The sequence below is a fragment of the Salicola sp. AFF1 genome, from assembly GCF_056783195.1.
Genome location: NZ_JBXAYL010000016.1, coordinates 58,220 through 76,831, shown reverse-complemented (window position 1 = coordinate 76,831; position 18,612 = coordinate 58,220). Strand labels below are relative to the sequence as shown.

General features: G+C 61.2%; 21 protein-coding genes. 10 read left to right on the top strand and 11 right to left on the bottom strand.

Annotated features, from left to right (window positions below):
• Position 1: 1 nt before the first annotated feature.
• Positions 2 to 82: an ATP-binding protein gene (locus tag AC1RQI_RS11795; protein ID WP_481904931.1), complete on the top strand. Its 81-nt coding sequence runs from the start codon at positions 2 to 4 to the stop codon at positions 80 to 82.
• A gap of 1 nt (position 83) precedes the next feature.
• Here AC1RQI_RS11795 and AC1RQI_RS11790 read toward each other — a convergent pair whose 3' ends face one another.
• The 8 genes from AC1RQI_RS11790 to AC1RQI_RS11755 form a co-directional block, all read right to left on the bottom strand.
• Entirely contained in the window at positions 84 to 623 is a 540-nt protein-coding gene (locus tag AC1RQI_RS11790; RefSeq protein WP_481904927.1) for a hypothetical protein, read from the bottom strand.
• Positions 624 to 1,150: 527 nt separating this feature from the next.
• Positions 1,151 to 1,825, bottom strand: a complete 675-nt coding sequence (locus tag AC1RQI_RS11785; RefSeq protein ID WP_481904926.1) for a hypothetical protein — start codon at positions 1,823 to 1,825, stop codon at positions 1,151 to 1,153.
• 198 nt (positions 1,826 to 2,023) lie between these two features.
• Entirely contained in the window at positions 2,024 to 2,386 is a 363-nt protein-coding gene (locus tag AC1RQI_RS11780) for a hypothetical protein (RefSeq protein ID WP_481904925.1), read from the bottom strand.
• 36 nt (positions 2,387 to 2,422) lie between these two features.
• Entirely contained in the window at positions 2,423 to 2,932 is a 510-nt protein-coding gene (locus AC1RQI_RS11775; protein WP_481904924.1) for a hypothetical protein, read from the bottom strand.
• Between the two features lie 665 nt (positions 2,933 to 3,597).
• Positions 3,598 to 4,701, bottom strand: coding sequence for a tRNA-queuosine alpha-mannosyltransferase domain-containing protein (locus tag AC1RQI_RS11770; RefSeq protein WP_481904923.1), 1,104 nt, complete (start codon positions 4,699 to 4,701; stop codon positions 3,598 to 3,600).
• Positions 4,691 to 5,944: a D-amino acid dehydrogenase gene (locus tag AC1RQI_RS11765; RefSeq protein WP_481904922.1), complete on the bottom strand. Its 1,254-nt coding sequence runs from the start codon at positions 5,942 to 5,944 to the stop codon at positions 4,691 to 4,693. The genes AC1RQI_RS11770 and AC1RQI_RS11765 overlap by 11 nt, the downstream gene beginning before the upstream one ends.
• A gap of 6 nt (positions 5,945 to 5,950) precedes the next feature.
• The gene (locus tag AC1RQI_RS11760) at positions 5,951 to 6,649 is read right to left on the bottom strand and encodes a hypothetical protein (RefSeq protein ID WP_481904921.1); all 699 of its coding nucleotides are present in this window, start codon (positions 6,647 to 6,649) and stop codon (positions 5,951 to 5,953) included.
• Complete coding sequence (locus AC1RQI_RS11755; RefSeq protein ID WP_481904920.1) at positions 6,639 to 7,538, bottom strand: LysR family transcriptional regulator; 900 nt, start codon at positions 7,536 to 7,538, stop codon at positions 6,639 to 6,641. Before AC1RQI_RS11755 ends, AC1RQI_RS11760 begins: the two co-directional genes overlap by 11 nt.
• 122 nt (positions 7,539 to 7,660) lie before the next feature.
• Between AC1RQI_RS11755 and AC1RQI_RS11750 the strand changes: the two genes are divergently transcribed.
• Together AC1RQI_RS11750 and AC1RQI_RS11745 are read left to right on the top strand one after the other, a co-directional pair.
• Positions 7,661 to 8,437: a ferredoxin--NADP reductase gene (locus AC1RQI_RS11750; protein WP_481904919.1), complete on the top strand. Its 777-nt coding sequence runs from the start codon at positions 7,661 to 7,663 to the stop codon at positions 8,435 to 8,437.
• Between the two features lie 64 nt (positions 8,438 to 8,501).
• Positions 8,502 to 8,813 (top strand): hypothetical protein, encoded by a 312-nt coding sequence (locus AC1RQI_RS11745; protein ID WP_416634266.1) that lies wholly within the window; start codon positions 8,502 to 8,504, stop codon positions 8,811 to 8,813.
• Here the strand turns inward: AC1RQI_RS11745 and AC1RQI_RS11740 are convergent.
• Positions 8,807 to 10,333 carry a methyl-accepting chemotaxis protein gene (locus AC1RQI_RS11740; protein ID WP_481904918.1) on the bottom strand — a complete coding sequence of 509 codons (1,527 nt, stop codon included), beginning with the start codon at positions 10,331 to 10,333 and terminating at the stop codon, positions 8,807 to 8,809. The genes AC1RQI_RS11745 and AC1RQI_RS11740 overlap by 7 nt on opposite strands.
• A gap of 382 nt (positions 10,334 to 10,715) precedes the next feature.
• On the opposite strand from AC1RQI_RS11740, the gene imuA reads away from it, so the two are divergent.
• The 7 genes from imuA to AC1RQI_RS11705 all read left to right on the top strand — a co-directional run bounded on the left by imuA (position 10,716) and on the right by AC1RQI_RS11705 (position 17,822).
• Positions 10,716 to 11,363 carry a translesion DNA synthesis-associated protein ImuA gene (gene imuA / locus AC1RQI_RS11735; RefSeq protein WP_481904917.1) on the top strand — a complete coding sequence of 216 codons (648 nt, stop codon included), beginning with the start codon at positions 10,716 to 10,718 and terminating at the stop codon, positions 11,361 to 11,363.
• Between the two features lie 5 nt (positions 11,364 to 11,368).
• Positions 11,369 to 12,772 carry a Y-family DNA polymerase gene (locus AC1RQI_RS11730; protein ID WP_481904916.1) on the top strand — a complete coding sequence of 468 codons (1,404 nt, stop codon included), beginning with the start codon at positions 11,369 to 11,371 and terminating at the stop codon, positions 12,770 to 12,772.
• On the top strand, positions 12,769 to 15,846 hold the full coding sequence (locus AC1RQI_RS11725) for an error-prone DNA polymerase (protein WP_481904915.1): 3,078 nt from the start codon (positions 12,769 to 12,771) through the stop codon (positions 15,844 to 15,846). The genes AC1RQI_RS11730 and AC1RQI_RS11725 overlap by 4 nt, the downstream gene beginning before the upstream one ends.
• A gap of 20 nt (positions 15,847 to 15,866) precedes the next feature.
• On the top strand, positions 15,867 to 16,361 hold the full coding sequence (locus tag AC1RQI_RS11720; protein WP_416634261.1) for a DUF6231 family protein: 495 nt from the start codon (positions 15,867 to 15,869) through the stop codon (positions 16,359 to 16,361).
• A 15-nt stretch (positions 16,362 to 16,376) separates the two neighbouring features.
• The gene (gene yccX / locus AC1RQI_RS11715; protein ID WP_416634260.1) at positions 16,377 to 16,649 is read left to right on the top strand and encodes an acylphosphatase; all 273 of its coding nucleotides are present in this window, start codon (positions 16,377 to 16,379) and stop codon (positions 16,647 to 16,649) included.
• Between the two features lie 67 nt (positions 16,650 to 16,716).
• A complete protein-coding gene (lexA, locus tag AC1RQI_RS11710; protein WP_416634259.1) occupies positions 16,717 to 17,325 on the top strand; it encodes a transcriptional repressor LexA in 609 nt (202 codons plus the stop codon).
• Positions 17,326 to 17,357: 32 nt separating this feature from the next.
• Positions 17,358 to 17,822, top strand: coding sequence for a cell division inhibitor SulA (locus AC1RQI_RS11705; protein ID WP_481904914.1), 465 nt, complete (start codon positions 17,358 to 17,360; stop codon positions 17,820 to 17,822).
• On the opposite strand, the gene AC1RQI_RS11700 is transcribed toward AC1RQI_RS11705, so the two are convergent.
• Both AC1RQI_RS11700 and AC1RQI_RS11695 read right to left on the bottom strand, forming a co-directional pair.
• Complete coding sequence (locus AC1RQI_RS11700; RefSeq protein WP_416634257.1) at positions 17,816 to 18,079, bottom strand: hypothetical protein; 264 nt, start codon at positions 18,077 to 18,079, stop codon at positions 17,816 to 17,818. The genes AC1RQI_RS11705 and AC1RQI_RS11700 overlap by 7 nt on opposite strands.
• A gap of 12 nt (positions 18,080 to 18,091) precedes the next feature.
• On the bottom strand, positions 18,092 to 18,580 hold the full coding sequence (locus AC1RQI_RS11695; protein ID WP_481904913.1) for a DUF6586 family protein: 489 nt from the start codon (positions 18,578 to 18,580) through the stop codon (positions 18,092 to 18,094).
• Positions 18,581 to 18,612: the final 32 nt, after the last annotated feature.

The following is an 18,612-nucleotide window of genomic DNA, read 5'->3' as shown; positions in this document are numbered from 1 at the left end:
CATTGACCGGGTCATCCACCATTCACACATCTTTATGCTGGGAGGAGAAAGCTATCGACTGAAGCAGAAAACCAAGAACTAGACTATGAAGGGTGGGTCAATTTTATTGGCCAAAGGTGGGTCAAAATAGATGGCCATTGACAGGAAGCTTTCAATGGAGATGTTAGAACGACTTCACCTTGGGAGTCTTTGAAATGAAATAGCGGCTTCGCCACATCAGGGTGTTTCGCTTCAAATTTCTCAGCAGATTTAATAAAGTCTGGGTCTCTCCATAGTTCGCAAATATTTAGGACGACCTCTTTCTCACTTGGGGTATGTTCAAAAATTGCCCCTGATACTGCATCGGTTTTCTGTAGTCCCTTGAAGCGTTCTGCATACTCTTGGTTTGTAGTCCAACTAACCACGCCTTCACGCTTCTCGTCATTCAGTACGATATCGACTAGCTCGCCATGATGAAGAAAGCGTTTTCTGTAGCAAGGTTTAGAGACACGCTTGAATTTTTCATCGAGAGCTTCAACGGCAGATAGTAACTCACGAGAAAGACGCTCTCGCTCTTCCTGATCCTCTCGCCATCCTTTCTGCCAGTTAGCCAGAGCAACCATTAATTCGTCAGAGAAGTTCATTCCCACACCTTTGAGCGGCAAGTACGCCTGTACACATAACGCTTAGGTAACCGGCGCCGGAGCGGCAGCGGAGGGAACCAAAAGCGCAAGCTTTTGGCGTCCGGTTGACCGCCTTGTTAGTGGCGGGCCCTACGCAAGCCCGCTCCCCGACACTAAACAAAACCGCCTACGCCGATGCCCCTGCACCAGCTACCGCCGATGCTCCATGATTGAAACCACCACTGCGGTTGCGGTGAACGGACCTGGACTCAAGGGTAGCCGATGTGGAACTGGCTTGCGCCGGACAGCCCCACGACCCCGGCACCAAATTCTCCAACCAGAACAGGCCTCGACTGAGCTACCAACTCCCTCTCCGATGCTGACGGCCTTGGCCGAGCACCAACATTTCCGGCTTTCTGCCAACCTTCCGCCAAGGCCCTTGGCACACAGCCAACGAAAGGAACAGAGTCACAGCCCACTAACGCGGAGCGCACCGGTGGCCTTGTCGTAGCGAAGCGGAGACAAGGGCATCCGCGTGACGCGAATTGTTAACTGTCTGGGCCAGCCCCTCCATCGGAAATATAGCGAACCAGGAGTCGGCCTAGAGGGGATATTTCTAGAGTTTGGCCATTCTGTTTCAAAGTCGCCAACCCTAGACGCAGAAGTGTATTCTTGTAGCCATCTTGGAGAGCAGAGCGATCAGCTTCCTCTTGAGACCTACCATAACTTCTAGACGCCGGATGAAGAATATCCGGGTACTGATCCATTAACTTTTTGTGGTACGAGGATTTTAACGCTTGGGGCTCGGAAATATAGATTAGCCAGATCAGCTCTGGGTCGGCCAGCTCACGGTAGAGGTTCAGGAGTTTTCTACTCTCCTCATACTTGAGGGATTCCGACGAAAGAGAGCTTCCGACAATTGCAGCCAGCCACTTTTGACGGTCCTTTGAGACAGATCGGGCCGCCTGAAGCATCCCTTCTTCTAAGATATCTAGCCCTTCGGGAGTTGAAGAATTCCGTTCGATGCAATCCAGCCTAGACTGAACTTGAGCAAATTCTTCTTCTAGGGTTTTCAAAAAGCTGACGACTCGATCCAATCGCTGATTTGGAATGAGTTGCCCTATTGCTTCCGAAATTATAGGCCCGACCACAGGGCACGCCCCCGAAACCCCTTGAGCAACAGACACCAATCGATCGCGAGTGTTCGTATCCAAGTCAGACATTGGGATTCCTAAAAGTTAACGATTAGGGTAACAGGCGCGACGACAGGAGCGTCCTGTTGACCCTTTGGTTAGTTGGCATTACGAAGGGAAAGCCTCATACACATGATGAAGCTGGGCTAAAACAAGAAGGCAAGCGTTAATGCCCGCTTTTGCAAAGCGAGCACATCAGAAGGGTGATTATAAGCATACGCCCTTAGATCAAGCTGTTACGCTGGGGAGATGTACGTAAAGATAATGAAATAAAAAGAAGAGTCCGAAAAACCCGAGTCCAGCGAAAAACATAATAATGTTAATTCTGAATCGGATCCTGAAGTTTTTCAGAAACCACCATTCCTTAATGACGACAGCCAAAATTGCCAACAGCGCTATGTAATGAATAGCTTCATGGGTCAGGGCTTCAAAGAGTATTGCGCCTGAGCCTTGGTCAAAGGCTCCCATGCTCTCCAATAACCCTCGGGCTCCTGGAAACGCCGATACACAAGCAAGGGCCCATATTCCCAGAACCAATAGCAGACGATTCCCCCAAATAAGGGAGCGGGATATATCGTTATTATCAGCCATACCAGCACCTTTTAGGCTCATATATGGGGAAGAAAATTAGTCCACCGCTTTTGATAAGCCCTGGCGCTCACGGTTAATCGTCTTCGGGCCGATCTTTAGCTTACCTCGCACACTGGTTGTAGCAAGCTGAAAACCATTTACGCCGACACCATATACATCTGCTATTTTCTTATGCGCACCTTGTCGGTTGATCAGACTAATCTCGACATCCGACTTCCCCGAACCCAAAGTTGTTCCTTCGACCTTAATCTCGGCTGAAAAGCCATTTCCTAAGATATTCTGTGTCCTTAATGCCTTGAATGCTTCGTCGCTAATATAGAACCATTCGGTATACGCTAAACCAAACACTACCGTGCTGCTATGGCCACCAACATCCAGGGCGCTATCAACGCCATATGTAAACTCTTTGGCGAGCCTATTCTTGCGTATGCCAAGATACGCCATGGTGCCGAGGTTCAGGCCGAGGGAGAGATTTGAAGAGCCAACGCCTATGCCAGCAATGACAATTTTTGCTTGAGAAGTCCGTTCTTCGGTGAGATCCGTCATTTTGAAAATTCCGTTTCGTCCATAATCCTTTTTTGGCTTTTTCTGAGCGTACCCAGCCAACGCTTTCAAGAACGCGTTGGACCGGGATTTTATCCGGGCAACATGAATCCAGTCAATAGCAGGGGTTCTTCCTACACCTTGCCGCCTTCGTAAAACGTAAAGTCATAGGTGCTGGCCTGAGGTCCGGATGTGTCCAACTAACAGAGATTAGTGTGCCGGCAGCGATATCCAATATCGTTGCCGGCTCAATAACTCCGCCTTCAGGCACGAACATGAACGCCCAAAGACCTTTTAAAAACAATAATCTATGTGAGGCAAGCTCGCTAGGTGTGTAATCGCTTGACCTCTCATTTTTGCTCATTCAATAATACTGTATATGCAAACAGTACCGCAAAAAGAAAACCATGGTTCGGCAGAAGGCACGGCTACGTCTGAGGGAACAGGTCTGTGAACTCATTCGGGCTCAGCAAGCGATGGGCAGCAAAGAGATTGAAGGCGTTGTTGGCCACGCTACCGCCCCGGCGGACATTAGTCACCGTCCAGTCAGAGTAGCGCGGTAAGGATGATCGCGCCAATGGGGTACTGGTAACCGTGGGCCCATTTCTGGAAGATGGTACACGTTCCTGCCATAACCGGGTTAACACGGTTCTATTTTGGATGGTAGCTCATTGGCCGACCAATGATGCAAGCAGATGCTGGTACTCTGGAACCACACGGCTCAGGCGGTAGCGCTCCGGCATCAGCGCCTCTGGCCCGGGGCGCGGGCCCGCCAGGACGGCCCTGACCCGCTCCGCCGCGGCCTGCCCTTCCTGGTCCGGGTCTGTTTCGTGGGAGGCGTAACGCCACTCCGGCGCCACATACTCGGGATAGGCCAATCGGTCCGGCACAATGGGCACGCAGCCGGCTGCCATGGCTTCCTGAACCGCCAGCCCCTGGAAGTCGTGAAGCGCCGTGGACAGCACCATATCCGCGCTGCTTAGCAGCTCATCATAAGCCTCATGGCTCGTCATGTAGCCCAGGTTCACGAGCTGGCCAGCAAATTCTTCCTTAATCCGGGCAAAGGCCTCGGGCGCATTCTGGAACCCCTCTCCCACCAGGCTCAGACGGAATGCCTGCCCCTGCTGGCGCAACCCCCTGAGCAGGGCCAGCAACCGCTCAGGCCCTTTGTCGTACTCCCACCGGTGGTTCCAGACCAGATGGGGCACCTCCGGCCAGTCCTGGGAGCGCGCCGTAAACGCGGCGTCCGGCACCGGAACGGGAACCACCTGTGAGCGGGCCTCGATGGTCGCCAGGGCGGTTTTGGGCTTACGGTCGGGCATGCGCTTCAGCAGCGCTCTGGCCCCCTCCAGAAAACTCCGCCGGTTCCATTCACTGTTGAACAGCACCCGGTCCGCGGCCAGCGCCGTATACAGGTTCACAACACGAGGTTCATTGCTGGCAACCCGCTCCCGCTGCTCCGGGTAGGCAAATTGGTTCTCGTGGAAATAGACCACGGTGGGCGCCGCGGCCAGCCCCCGGTTCAGGCCCCGGACCACCGCCAGGTCCACCATGCTGGTCGCCAGCACGAGATCCGGGGGCTCCTGCAGTTCCGGCGCGTCATACCAGCTCAGGGGATTGCCCCGAATGCGCCAACGGAAGTGGCGTGCCGGCAGCGTCAGCGTCCGCCAGTCAAATTCGGTCATCGCGCCTGCCAGACGCTCCCGCCACTGGCGGTGGCTGGCGGCTTCGTAAGCGGACAGGCACAGCAGGCGCGGTCGGTCAGTGGCCATGGTCATCCAACGTCAGGGCGCCGGGCTTCCCGGCAATACGGTCTCTCAGCAGCGCCGCCGAGCCACAGGCATTGGTCCACCCCAGGGTTCCGTGGCCGGTGTTGAGGTAGAGCCCGGGCCGGGCGGTAGCGCCCACGAAGGGTACACTGGAGGGCGTGGTGGGCCGCAGGCCTGCCCAGAAACGGGCCTGGTCCCAGTGCCCGGCCCCGGGGAAGCAGTGCGCCGCGCGCTCCAGGATCTGTTGGCAGCGCGCCGGATCAATGTCCTGCCGCCAGCCGTCAATTTCCGCCATACCGGCCACCCGCAGCTCATCGCCCAGGCGCGAATAGACGAGCTTGAACTCATCGTCGATCAGGCTGACGGTGTAGGCACTGTCAGGATCGCGCACCGGCACCGTCACGGAATAGCCGCGCGCCGGATAAACCGGCAGATGGAGGCCCAATGGCCGCAAAAGAGGCGCCGAGAAGCTGCCCAGTGCCACCACCACCGCATCCGCCTCCAGACTGGTGAACGCCCCGGACTGGTTCAGCCGGACACCGCTGACCGCCCTGCCCTGGGTTTCAAGCCCCATCACCTGGGTATCGAACAGGAAACGCACCCCTTGCGCCGCTGCCAGCTCCGCCAGCTGGGCGGTGAAAACCCGCGCATCGCCGGATTCATCGCCCGGCGTCCAGGTAGCGCCCTGCAACTGGGGCTGGATGCGGCTAAGCGCGGGCTCCCTCGCGACCGCGTCTGCCACGTCAATCACTTCCCGCTCACAGCCGAGCGCGCGCATGCGGGCCGCGGGTTCATGGGCGCCGGCGTACACATCCGGATCGGTGTAGAAATGGAGGATGCCCTCACGGCGTTGATGGTACTCAATACCGGTTCGTTCACGCAGTGCCGCCAGGCAGGCCCGGCTGTACAACCCCAGCCGTACAACCGTCTCAAGGTTATGGGCATAGCGGCGACTGCGGCACTCCCTGAGAAACCGCGCGCCCCAGGCCCATTGGTGGGGATCCAGGCGCGGCCTGAAGCGCAGCGGCGCAGAGGGGCGGAACAGCCAGCGCAGCAGCTGGGCGGGCGCCCCGGGGCTGGCCCAGGGCTCGGCGTGGGACACGGAGACCTGGCCGCCGTTGGCAAAGCTCGTCTCCTGGGCCGGCCCGCCCCGGCGCTCGACTACGGTCACATCATGCCCGGCTTCCCGCAGGTACCAGGCTGTGGTGGTGCCGATCACGCCAGCACCGAGGACCGCCACATGCATCCGCCACTACTCCAGGTTAAGGGTGCGCGGCAGTGTAACCGCCAGACCGGCCCGCCACCAGAGCACGGCCACGCCAATACCGTGGACGTTGAGCAGGGTGATCAGGATCCAGTCAAAGGCGTACTTGATGCTGTCGTAATCCACCGCCGGAATTGACTGGAGGATCAGCGTGGCAATCGCGATCCCCAATGTCACTGCACTCAGCATCAGGAGCCGGGCACCGGCGCGGCGCAGCAAGGGGTAGCGTGCCCGCCACAGGACGCCACCCAGAAGGATCTGAACGATACCGGTCACGCCCACATAGCCAGCCGTACCAATACGCCGCGCCAGCGCGAAGGCGTCGCCGGCGTGGCCGAGACTGAGCACATAGGGCAGCAGAAACGCCGCCGCCAGTGCCCCGAGCCACCCAACGCACTTGCCACGGGGGTAGCCCAGCGCCTGCAGCCAGCGGTGGTTGACCGCCCAGAACAGGACCTGAAGCGTGATCGCCGGGATCATGGCACCCTTGAAGATGAAATAGGCCAGGCCGTTACGGCCGGTGGCGCTGATGGAGGTGCACGCATCCCAGTACGGGATGCACCAGTCCACGTACCCGTTCCAGGCGGAGACCAGATAGGTGGTATGGAAGGTTACCAGGGGCAGTAAAGCGGTAATGAATCCCAGCCATGCCAACCGGATGTCCCGTTGGGCCAGCTCATGCGTCATCGCTCGCCTCCGTGGTTTGCCGACACAGCTTCAGCCACTGGTCCACGCCGGCGCTGCGGTATTTCTGGCGATGCAGGATGAAATAGAACGAGCGCGCCAGATCCCGGTGCAACACCGGCAGCGGAACCAGGTCCCCGCGGTCAAAGGCCTCCCGCAGGGCCACTTCAGACAGGCAGCCCACCCCCATACCGGCCCCCACGGCCCGCTTGATCGCCTCGGTGTGCTGGAGCTCCAGCAGCACCGTGAGATCCGGCAGCAGGCCGTGCATGGCACGGTCAAACGTCTGCCGCGTCCCCGAGCCGCCTTCACGCAGGATCCAGGTGGCTGCCAGCAGATCTTCGTCGGTCAGTGCCTCACGCCCCGCCAGCGGGTGCTCCGGTGCACAGAATACCATCAACCGGTCACCGCGCCAGGGGATCACCTCCAGATCCGGCGAGTGGATTTCACCTTCAATCAACCCCACATCCAGCTCAAAATCCGCCACCTTGCGCCCTATTGTCCGGGTATTGGCAATCTCCAGCGACACATTGGCACCCTCGTTTTCACTCATGAAACGTGCCATAATCGGGACCGCCATATAGTTGCCGATGGTCAGCGTGGCACCTACCTTGACGTGCCCCACCTCGGCATGACGCGCCAGCGCATGCTCCAGCTCGCGGGCCTCATCCAGAAGCGCGGCGACCCTTGGGCGCACCAGCCGGCCAAGCTCATTGAGCTGCAGGCGTTTGCCCATGCGGTCAAAGAGCTGAACGCTGAACTGATTCTCAAGATCGCGCAGCGCACCGCTTGCCGCGGACTGGGACATGGCCAGCTCATCAGCCGCACGGGTGATGTTCTCGTTACGGGCGGTGGCCAGGAACACCTCCAGCTGGCGCAACGTGTATTTCATAATCGATTGTTCCGATAAAAATCAATTGACTCATTCATTGAACCAATACATTAAACACTGGGTTCCAACCAGGCAACGGCCTGCTCCCATTCACCCGGTAAGCCACCAGTGAGGTAGATTTCATGGGCAAATACAATGTGGAAAAAGTACTGGACGTACACCACTGGACAGAGGACCTGTTCAGCTTCCGCACCACACGGGATCCGTCATTCCGGTTCAAGAACGGCCAGTTCACCATGATCGGGTTGCAGCTGGAGGACGGCAAGCCGCTCATGCGTGCCTACAGCATGGCGAGCGCCAACCACGAGGACACGCTGGAGTTCTTCAGCATCAAGGTCCAGGACGGCCCGCTCACCTCACGCCTCCAGCACCTGGAGGTGGGCGACGAGATCCTGGTGGGGCAGAAGCCCACGGGCACGCTGATCGCGGGCAACCTGCTCCCCGGGCGCAACCTTTACCTGGTTGGCACGGGGACCGGACTGGCTCCCTTCCTGAGCATCATCAAGGATCCGGAGGTCTACGAGCAGTTCCAGAACGTCATCCTGGTCCACGGCGTACGTTACGTGGATGAGCTGGCCTACCATGAGGCCATCACCAGTGAGCTGCCGCGGCACGAATACCTGGGTGACATGATCCGGGACCAGCTCACCTACTACCCGACGGTCACCCGTGAGGACTTCCACAACCAGGGGCGCGTGACCGACCTGATCGAGAGCGGGGACCTGACGCGCAACCTGGGCATGCCCGATCTGAGCCTTGAGGAAGACCGTTTCATGGTCTGTGGCAGTCCCGGACTGCTCAAGGACATGGTGTCGATCCTCACAGAACGGGGCTTCCAGGAAGCCAAGCAGGGCCACCAGGGCCATTTCGTGATCGAGCGCGCTTTCGTGGAACAATAATGATGGCAGCGCCGATGGTTACCGTTACACTGGTGGTTACGGTGAACGGTAGCCGGAGGCGCCATTGAAGCCTGACGAGTTCCTGAGAAAATACGGCCTGGATTCCTCAGACGAGGAAAGGGAGCACTCCCTTCAGGAGAATGCCTGGGAACGGGCGGTGCGTCTCCATCAACCGAATGCCGGTACCCCGCACGACTGGGAAGAGTGGGAGCACGCCAGTGAGCGTTATGGCGTGGAAGTGGAAACCGACGCGGATGAATCCGACCCCACCCGGCCCCATCATGATGAGACCGAGGCCATTGATGACCGCCCCACGGTCATGGACTGGCTGATCACCCGCTGGCGCCGTCTGCGCAAGCGCATCCGCGGTCACTGAATCCGGAAGCGGCCCATGGTTGTGCGCAGCTGATCCAGCTGCTGCTGTATGGCCCGTGCCGAATCCACCGTCTGGCCAGCGTCCTTATCCGTCTGTTCGGCCACTTCCGACACAGCCCCCATCCGCTGGCTGATGTCATCCGACACCTGGCTCTGCTGTTCCACGGCCGCCGCAATCTGGTCGTTCATCCCCTGGATCTGGCCAATGGCTTCCATCACGCGACGAATGGCCTCAGAGGTCTGGCTCACCGAATCCACGCTTTCCCGGCTGGCCGTGGCACTGGCCTCACTTTCAGTGACCAGGGTCTGGACCTGTTGCTGGAGACGCTCAATCGTCTCCTGAACCTGATTGGTGGAATCCTGGGTGCGCTGGGCCAGGTTGCGGACCTCATCCGCCACCACGGCAAAGCCGCGACCGGATTCACCAGCACGTGCGGCCTCAATGGCAGCGTTCAGCGCCAGCAGGTTGGTCTGGTCGGCAATCTCCCGGATCATGCTGAGCACCTTGCTCACATCCTCGGCATCCTGCTGCAGGCTTTCCATGGTCCGGGCGGTTTCCGCAAAGCGGGTATCAAGGTGGCCGATGCGGTCACGGGCGTCCCGTGCCACGCTGTCCCCCTCCCGCGCTGACTCCGCCGCTTCATGGGCATGGCTGGCAGCACTCTGGGCATTCCCGGATACATCCTGAATGGAGGAGGCCATCTGGTTCACGGCTGTGGCAGCCTCGCTTACCTCCCGGCTCTGGCGGTCCGCGCCCTCATGGGTCTTGGCGGTCACATCCAGCACCTGCTGCACACTGGTTTCCGCCGAGGCCGTGGCGGCATCAATCTGGCGCAGCAGATCGCCCACATGGGCCACCATCAGATTGTACGCCTCCAGCATTTCACCCACTTCGTTCTCGCGGATCTCGATGGAAAGGGTCTCTGAGAAATCTCCATCGGCCACCTGGCGCAGGTTCCAGCGCAATCGCTCCATCTGCTCCATGAAATGGAAATTGCCGTAAATCCGGCCAACCACCAGCATGCCGACCATCATCACCAGCAGGACCATGCCCGCCATGGCTGCCTGCTGCCGGCTCTGGGTATCGGTGCGAAGGACGGTTTCGGCCCCGGTGGCCAGGGCCTCGCGCAACGCTGCGGCGCTGCGCATAACCTCAGCCGGTTGCGGTTTGTCTCCGGTTCCCCCAACCATGCGCTGGTACTCGCGCCATGGGGCATTGAGCGCGCTGAACGCATTATCCGCCAGCAACGGTTCCAGCGTACGCTCCAGTTCCGCCAGCTTACGCTCAGCGCCGGCTTCGCCCTTGAGCACACGCTCGTTGGTAGCCCTGAGCTGTTGCGAGGCGGTGTCCACAACGCCAACAGCCTCGGGGGTTGGTTCGAGGTTACGCCAAAGGCTCACGGCAAGCCCGGCCAACAGCACGAAAATCAGGATAAAGGATACAAGAAACTGGGCGTTGAAGGTTCTCAGGCCCACCAGCGCCATCATCCGGAAAACCAGGTTGGCGATCCATTCCCTCATAGAATGCTCCAACAATACCGCCTGAATGGATTCGGTTCCGGCTCCAGGCCGGAAAAATCAAAAAAGAAGCCTTCACCCAACAGCGCATAAACGAAAAATATTCTTTTTATTCAGCTGTTTAGGACCATTTACGAGACTGGTCATGGATCCCGGTTCCGGGTTACGGCCTGGGTCACAATTTGATCATAACCCCCTTATTTCCCCGTGTGAAAGCCGCTCATGATGATTGTGGGTAAAGTGCACTTTATACCGCAAGCTGGAATCAGTGGCTATGACAATTCTCATGGAACCATGATCCCTGGTTCCCGGCTGAAGTACTCTCTGCATTGCCGGCCACCGCCAAAGTCCTTATACTGTATATAAAGACAGTATCGAGGTGGCAATGGCTCTCCATACCCACACACAGCTTGAACAGGACCCCCGCCTGTGGCGTGCCAGCCAGCACAAGGCTGCCCATTCCCGGGGCGTACCCAGTGGCTTTGAGGCCCTGGATCAGTTGCTGGCGAGCAGTGGCTGGCCCCTGGGGGCCCTGATCGAGTGCCACTGCCCCTTTAACGGCATCGGCGAGCTGCAGCTGTTTGCCCATGCCATGCGTCAGCGCACCGATAACGGCGCGGCACTGTTCTGGGTGGACCCGCCTCACGCCCCCTATCCGCCGGGCCTGGAAGGACTGGGCCTGGCGCTGGCGCACTGCTTCATGGTCCGCACCGCAAGCCGTGCGGATCACCTGTGGACCCTGGAACAGCTTCTGGGCAGCAATGCTTCTGGCATGGTCATGGGCTGGAGCCGCCGGCGTGATCCGGCAGCACTCCGCAGGCTCCAGCTGGCGCTGGAAGACAGCCAGGTCCTGGGCGTAATCCTCATCCCGGAGGCAGGGGCCGGACAGGCTTCACCCGCCCCGCTGCGCCTGAGCGTTGAACCGGTTGCCGGGGAAAACCGGCTGCAGGTCACACTACAGCGCCAACGGGGCGGACAGGCAGGCACCCGGACCCTTCAACTGCCTGCCATTACCCATCATCAGCCGGTGTAACCCCAATGCTGTGGCTGTACCTGCACCTGCCCTCGCTGCTGCTGGACCAGCATCACCGCAATGCCACGCCCATGGCACTGACCACGGGGACACCCCCGGTTATCCGGCAGCCAGGCGAACAGGCCCAACAGGCGGGTATCCAGGCGGGTCAGTCCATGGCCACGGCCCGTGCCCTGTGCCCGGAGCTGGCCCTCGTTCCTTACAGCGAAAACCAACAGTCAGAACGTCTGGAGCAGCTGGCGGAGCAGCTCTACCGGCTGGCTTCCCCGCTGGTGTTGTGGCCGCCGGATGGGCTGGTGATCCGGGCCGATCGGCTGACCCACCTGTACCCGGAGCCGACGGACCTGGCCTCAACGCTGGAACAGCACCTGGCCCAGCATGGCCTGAACAGTCTCATGGCCACGGGCACCACCCCGCGCATGGCCCGGCTTCTGGCGCGCCACGGCACCCAGGTGTGCACCCGTGAGCCAGGAGCCATGCACCAGGCCCTGCGCCAGCTACCGGTTACGGCCATGGACTGGCCCCAAACGGTTCGCCAGAGACTGGTCCGTATGGGGCTCCAGCGCCTGGAGGACCTGATCGCGTGCTGCCCTGCGGAGCTGACCAGCCGCCTGGGGCCGGAGCTGTACAACGACCTTCAGCGGACCCTGGGGCAAGCCGGTGATCCCGTTCAGGAGTTCCATCCCCAAGCGGGGTTCCACCAGAGCTTGACCCTGAACCAGGAGACCCGCGACACCAATCAACTGCGGGGGCCGCTGGAACACCTTCTGGCAGCCCTGGAAGCCTTTCTGCGCCAATACCAGCAGCTCTGTGACCGGCTTGAACTCACACTCCACCATCCCGATCACCCCCCGACACCGCTGGTACTGGAAACCCGCCAGGGCGAATGGCGCCCGGAAGCCTTCCTGGAGCTGGCCCTGCTGCGCCTTGCATCATGCAACCTGCCCGACGATGTGCGGGCCCTGTCTCTTGCAACCAACCGCACCGTCGCCAATGACGTTACCGCCAGCGACGACCTCTTCGACAACGGCGAGACCCGGCAGCAGGCCCGCCAGTCCCTGCTGCACCGCCTGAATGCGCGACTGGGACGGAACAGCATCCAGTGCCCCGCCAAGCGCCCGGATCCACGCCCGGAGCGCTGCGCCCACTGGCAGCCCGTGCGAGGTCAGAGCCGCGCCGAGGCTCCGCACTCCGGACCGGCACGCCCGCTGTGGCTGCAGCAACCGCCGCAACAGCTGAAGCACCCTCCCGTGCGCTGGCTCAATGGACCTGAGCGCATCCAGGGCGGCTGGTGGGACGGCGACTACGTACGCCGCGACTACTACATCGCCCTGCTGGACAGCGGCCAGCGTGCCTGGTTGTTCCGCGACCAACGGAATCAGTGGTTCATTCACGGCTGGTTCGGATGACAATCGATTACGCTGAACTCCATTGCATGAGCAACTTCAGCTTCCTGCGCGGCGCCTCACATCCGGAGGAGCTGGTCGAGGAAGCCGAACGGCTGGGCTACCAGGCCCTGGCGCTGACGGATGAATGCTCGCTGGCTGGCGTTGTCCGGGCCCATGCCAGGGCCCGGTCACTGGCTTTGACCCTGCTGATCGGCAGCGAATTCAGGCTGCAGGACCTGCCCGGCACCCTGGTTCTGATCGCCCCGGACCGCCAGGGCTACGCCGCGCTCAGCCAGCTCATCACCCGGGGACGGCGGCGCGGTGACAAAGGCCATTACCAGCTCTGGTTCGAAGATCTGGAACTGTGCCGTAACCGCTGTCTGGCCTTGTGGCGTCCTGGATTCAATCACACCGATGCGGACAACGGCTTTCAGCTCCTGAAGCTGTTCCCCGGCCTGCGGCTCATGGCCGAAAGGCCCCTGGCCCAGGATGACCGTCAGCGCCTGCGCTGGCTGCAACAGCTTTCGGGCCGGCTGGGTTCCGCAGTCGTGGCCACAGGCAACGTCCTGATGCATCAGCGCCGGCGCAAGCCCCTGCAAGATCTGGTCACCGCCATCCGCCTGGGACGTTCCCTGCCGGAAGCCGCTGATCACCTCCATAGCAACGCCGAGGCCTACCTCCGCCCACTTGAGCGTCTGCAGCGCCTTTTTCCGGCCGCCTGGGTCGAAGAGACCCTGAATGTACTCCAGCAATGCGATTTCGGGCTCGATGAATTGCGCTACGAATACCCCGGGGAACTGGTCCCCGAGGGCCACACCCCCATCAGCTGGCTGCGGGAACAGGTGGCCCAGGGCCGGAACTGGCGTTTTCCGGATGGTGTACCGGACGTCATTGACCGACAGCTGGAACACGAGCTTGAGCTGATCGAGTCCCTGGCCTACGAACCCTTCTTCCTGACCATCCATGACATGGTCCGGTTAGCGCGCCAGCGGGGCATCCTCTGCCAGGGGCGTGGATCAGCCGCCAACTCCGTGGTCTGCTATTGCCTGGGCATTACCGAGGTGGATCCCAGGCGGGTCAATCTGCTGCTGGAACGCTTCATCTCGAAAGAGCGGGATGAGCCGCCGGACATTGACGTGGACTTCGAGCATGAGCGCCGCGAAGAGGTTATCCAGTACATCTACCGCAAGTACGGCCGCGAGCGTGCCGCCCTGGCCGCCACCGTCATCTGCTACCGCCCGCGCAGCGCCCTGCGTGACGCCGGCAAGGCCCTTGGGCTGGACCCCGCGCACATCGAGCAACTGGTCCAGGGCATCGACTGGCGCGACGGCGAGGATGACTGGGAACAGCAACTGCACCGCAAGGGCCTGCTGGACGACCAGGGCCCAGCCCGTCACCTGGTGCCGCTGGCGCGCGACCTCATCGGCTTCCCCCGCCATCTGTCCCAGCACGTCGGCGGGTTCGTTATTGCCTCGGAGCGGGTCGCCGACCTGGTCCCGGTGGAGAACGCCGCCATGGCTGACCGCACTGTTATTCAGTGGGACAAGGACGACCTGGAAGCCCTGGGCTTGCTCAAGGTGGACGTGCTGTCACTGGGCATGCTTACGGCCATCCGCAAGGCCCTGGCACTGGTGGGCGAACGGGGTGGCCCCGCCCGCCTGGCTGAGGTGCCGCCGGAATGCCCGGAGGTTTACCGGATGCTCCAGAAGGGACACAGCATGGGCGTGTTCCAGGTGGAATCCCGAGCCCAGATGAGCATGCTCCCGAGGCTCCAGCCGCAATGCTATTACGACCTGGTGGTCGAGGTGGCCATCGTGCGCCCCGGCCCGATACAGGGCAATATGGTTCATCCCTACCTGCAGCGCCGGAAGGCGCCGGAGGATGTGCCCTACGCGGACGAGCGCATCCGCGAGGTACTCGGGCCCACCCTGGGCGTGCCCATCTTCCAGGAACAGGTCATCCGGCTGGCTATGGTGGCAGCCGGGTTCAGCGCCGGCGAGGCCGACCAGCTGCGCCGGGCCATGGCCGCCTGGAAGCGCCACGGGGATCTCTCCCGTTTCCGCGACAAGCTCATTGATGGCATGAACCATAACGGCTACAGCACTGAATTCGCTGAAAACCTGTACCGTCAGATGAAGGGGTTTGGCGGTTACGGCTTCCCGGAGTCCCATGCTGCCAGCTTTGCCCTTCTGGTCTACGTCAGCGCCTGGCTCAAGTGCCACCACCCGGCCGCCTTTCTGTGCGCGCTGCTCAACAGCCAGCCCATGGGGTTCTACTCGCCCTCACAGCTGGTTCAGAACGCCCAGCGCGCAGGTGTTGAGATCCGGCCGGTGGACATCAACCAAAGCCACGAAGCCCATCAGCTGGAAGACGACGGCAGTGCCCCCGCCGTGCGGCTGGGCCTGCGCCTGATCGACGGCCTCGCCCGGGAAACAGCCCTGCGCGTTACCGAATGCCGCCCCGCCAACGGCTACACCAGCCTGGCGGAACTGCGCCGGTACACGGGGCTGGGCCATGCCGAGCTGGAAACCCTGGCCACCAGCGGCGCCCTGGCATCGCTCAGCGGCAACCGCCACCAGGCCCGCTGGGATCTCCTGGAACCCGATCAGTCCCTGCCACTGGCCGGAGGCCAGGCACCGGCAATGCAAGAGTCCCGATCCCGCATGCCGGCCCCCGATGAAGCTCAGCGAACCCACGAAGACTACGCCAGCCTCGGGCTCTCGCTGGAACGCCACCCGCTGGCCCAGCTGCGGGCAGCGGGCCAGCTCCGCCACTGCCTCCGGGCCGCGGATCTTGAAACCGCTGAAGGCGGCCGCCCCCTGGCCGTTTCGGGGCTGGTAACCGGGCGCCAGCGCCCTGGTTCCGCCGCCGGCGTCACCTTCGTGACGCTTGAGGATGAAACCGGCAACATCAACGTGGTGGTCTGGCCCGACACCGCCCGCTGCCAGCGCCGCCCCCTGCTCAACGCGCGGCTGCTGCAGGTTCGGGGCACCCTGGAGCGCCACGAGGGCGTCATCCACGTGATCGCCGGCCGACTGACCGACCTCAGCCACCTCATTGACAGGCTCAGCATCAGCAGCCGAGACTTCCGGTAATATCAGCCCACGAGGCCTCCATGCAGACTGACGCCAACGGCTATAACCCCGCCAGCGACCTGGCCCTCATTCTTGAGCACTACCAACCGGCATCCGTGGTCCATAGCGCCGGACTTGCCGAGCAGTGCCTGCAGCACTGGCCCCAGCGCCCCGATCAGGCCCAGTGCCTGCGTCTGCCCCCGGAAGCGCCTGACAGCGCTTTCCCGCTGCCCCATCTTTTCGACCTGGCGCTGATCACGGATACCCTGGAGCAACTGCCGCAATCCCGCGGCCAACAGCTTCTGGGCCAGCTGCGCAACATGGGCGCCACCCGCATCGCCGTCCTCGTCCAGGATGATAGCCCCTGGCGATTCCAGGACTTCATCGGCATGGGATTCACACGCCTGTACCACTACGTGGAGCCGGTGAACGCCACCCTGTTCGCCTATGATCTGGACACCTACAATTACGTGCGGGAATGGAACAATCCGCAAAACTGGGCCAACCCCGAAATGTGGGATAAGGCCCGCTGGTGAAACAGGAGGACAGCAATGGCAGAAACCTGTGTTCTCGCCCGGGTCGAGGGTCGTGTCCAGGGCGTGAGCTTCCGTGACAGCACCCGCCTGAAGGCGCAGCAGCTGGGCGTGACCGGCTACGCCCGCAACCGCCCGGATGGCAGCGTGGAAGTGCTGGCCTGCGGCGATGCGTCCGCCGTCAACCAGCTTGTTGACTGGCTCCATGAAGGCCCGCCCGCGGCCTCCGTCAGCCGTGTTGACAGTCAACCGAGCAGCGCGGAAGCCCCAGCCGGATTCACCACCGGCTGACCCTTTACAGGGCCACACAAACTGTATACATTGACAGTACCTGTACGGAAAAACAGTGGCCCTAAGTATGAACCTGACCCCAAGACAACGACAGATTCTGGACCTCATCCGGGAGCACGTGCACTCCACGGGCTACCCCCCAACGCGTGCTGAAATCGCCACAACCCTGGGATTCAAGTCCGCCAATGCCGCCGAGGAACACCTGCGGGCTCTCGCCCGCAAAGGTGCTATCGAGATGGTCAAGGGGGCCAGTCGTGGCATCCGCCTCCCGGAAGCTGAAGAAAGCCCTGGTATCCCCATCGTCGGCCAGGTAGCAGCCGGCAACCCCATCCTCGCCGAAGAAAACATCGAGGACCACTGCACCCTGGAGCCGGGATTCTTCACGCCCGCGGCTGACTACTTCCTGCGGGTGCGCGGCACCAGCATGGAAAATGTCGGCATCCTCGACGGAGACCTGCTGGCGGTTCATCGCACCACCGATGTCCAGAACGGCCAGATCGTGGTGGCCCGACTGGAGGACGAGGTCACCGTCAAGCGCTTCCGGAAGGAGGGCAGCACGGCCTGGCTCATTGCCGAGAACGATGAGTTCGACCCCATTCAGGTGGATCTTGCCGAAACATCACTGGCTATCGAAGGGTTGGGCGTGGGCGTCATCCGCCGCGGTGAACTGCACTGATCCGGGCCCACAGAGGTGACAGGAGGCCTATCATGGAACAATGGGACCTTATCCCGAAGAACCAGGAAAACACAACTGGCCGCACGAGCTCCCACAGCAGCGAAGAAGCCGTCGACAGCGCCACTGCTGAAGCCAACGTCACGGAGATCATCCTGCCAGAGGAGCAGGTGGAAAACTTCCAGCTGCTGCTGCCAATGCTGACCCAGCTCAATCAGGAAGAGCGCTGGCTTGCCTGGATCGACCCGCCAGCTGGCCTGGTTAGCAAATGGCAACAGCATCATGGCATTGTCCAGCACCAGCTGCTGATCCTGCGCTCTTCGGCCCAGCACAGTGCCGAGGATCTGGCTGACAAGGCCCTGTCAGCCGGGACCTGCCATGCCGTGGTGCTCTGGACATCCGGCCTTGGCCGCCCCGGCTACAACCGCCTTGAGACAGCCTCGGTTCGCGGCCATAGCCACGGGGTCATACTGCGGCAGAGACAACCCTGCCGTCAGTGAACCGTCTGGTTGTAGGCGGGAGGCATGGTGTCTTCCTCTTCCACGTCCATGTCACCGATGTCATCAGTGGTTGAACCCGCTGCCTCCAGGCCTGCGGTAATCATCGCCTTGGCGACATTCAGGTCATTGTCCTGAAGCATTTCCTTGGCCTCATCCGAGAAGCGGATCCGCACCAGGGGGGTACTTTCGTCATCCGCCCGGCGCAGCGCGTACTCGCCGGTCGGGAGCTGAATGATTTCCAGAAAGGATGTGGGCATAGACAACGCCTTTTACCATTGGTCGTGACGTTCAATGAACGCCTCAAAATAATCCCTGAACTCACTGATCAGTGATTGAAGTGCCTCGGGAGACGCATCCGGCCCTGCCGGTGCCACGGCAATCAGTTCTTCCTGGCGTGGCTGCGATGGACGCCTGCCGGGCTCCTGTTGACGCCCCAGCAACGCGTCCAGCCTCGTCCACCAGCTGTTGCCGTCCGCGGCAGCAGCTGACAGCACCTGAACCTCACCAGGCTGATCACCGACCCTGGCTCGCAGGGTCGCCAGGGAGTCGACGTCACCCACCTCGCCACAGGCACTTTCTGCCACTAACCGCAACAGAATGCGTCTCGCCTCTGCAAGCAGGGCCACAGCCCCCTGCGTCAGCGCTTCTCTCTTCATCACTGAAGGGGCTCCATGGCCTTGCTCCTGCTCAATCCGCACCAGCTGCCCGGCAAGGGTCAGCTTTTCACGGAGCAGAGAACACCAGCCTGCATCAGCCATTTGCGGTTCTCCCGCGCAGTTAGGTGCCCCCA

Coding starts and splice junctions, on each gene's coding strand:
- AC1RQI_RS11790 (WP_481904927.1), bottom strand. CDS start 623: ATGAACTTCTCTGACGAATTAATGGTTGCTCTGGCTAACTGGCAGAAA.
- AC1RQI_RS11785 (WP_481904926.1), bottom strand. CDS start 1,825: ATGTCTGACTTGGATACGAACACTCGCGATCGATTGGTGTCTGTTGCT.
- AC1RQI_RS11780 (WP_481904925.1), bottom strand. CDS start 2,386: ATGGCTGATAATAACGATATATCCCGCTCCCTTATTTGGGGGAATCGT.
- AC1RQI_RS11775 (WP_481904924.1), bottom strand. CDS start 2,932: ATGACGGATCTCACCGAAGAACGGACTTCTCAAGCAAAAATTGTCATT.
- AC1RQI_RS11770 (WP_481904923.1), bottom strand. CDS start 4,701: ATGGCCACTGACCGACCGCGCCTGCTGTGCCTGTCCGCTTACGAAGCC.
- AC1RQI_RS11765 (WP_481904922.1), bottom strand. CDS start 5,944: ATGCATGTGGCGGTCCTCGGTGCTGGCGTGATCGGCACCACCACAGCC.
- AC1RQI_RS11760 (WP_481904921.1), bottom strand. CDS start 6,649: ATGACGCATGAGCTGGCCCAACGGGACATCCGGTTGGCATGGCTGGGA.
- AC1RQI_RS11755 (WP_481904920.1), bottom strand. CDS start 7,538: ATGAAATACACGTTGCGCCAGCTGGAGGTGTTCCTGGCCACCGCCCGT.
- AC1RQI_RS11750 (WP_481904919.1), top strand. CDS start 7,661: ATGGGCAAATACAATGTGGAAAAAGTACTGGACGTACACCACTGGACA.
- AC1RQI_RS11740 (WP_481904918.1), bottom strand. CDS start 10,333: ATGAGGGAATGGATCGCCAACCTGGTTTTCCGGATGATGGCGCTGGTG.
- imuA (WP_481904917.1), top strand. CDS start 10,716: ATGGCTCTCCATACCCACACACAGCTTGAACAGGACCCCCGCCTGTGG.
- AC1RQI_RS11730 (WP_481904916.1), top strand. CDS start 11,369: ATGCTGTGGCTGTACCTGCACCTGCCCTCGCTGCTGCTGGACCAGCAT.
- AC1RQI_RS11725 (WP_481904915.1), top strand. CDS start 12,769: ATGACAATCGATTACGCTGAACTCCATTGCATGAGCAACTTCAGCTTC.
- AC1RQI_RS11720 (WP_416634261.1), top strand. CDS start 15,867: ATGCAGACTGACGCCAACGGCTATAACCCCGCCAGCGACCTGGCCCTC.
- yccX (WP_416634260.1), top strand. CDS start 16,377: ATGGCAGAAACCTGTGTTCTCGCCCGGGTCGAGGGTCGTGTCCAGGGC.
- lexA (WP_416634259.1), top strand. CDS start 16,717: ATGAACCTGACCCCAAGACAACGACAGATTCTGGACCTCATCCGGGAG.
- AC1RQI_RS11705 (WP_481904914.1), top strand. CDS start 17,358: ATGGAACAATGGGACCTTATCCCGAAGAACCAGGAAAACACAACTGGC.
- AC1RQI_RS11700 (WP_416634257.1), bottom strand. CDS start 18,079: ATGCCCACATCCTTTCTGGAAATCATTCAGCTCCCGACCGGCGAGTAC.
- AC1RQI_RS11695 (WP_481904913.1), bottom strand. CDS start 18,580: ATGGCTGATGCAGGCTGGTGTTCTCTGCTCCGTGAAAAGCTGACCCTT.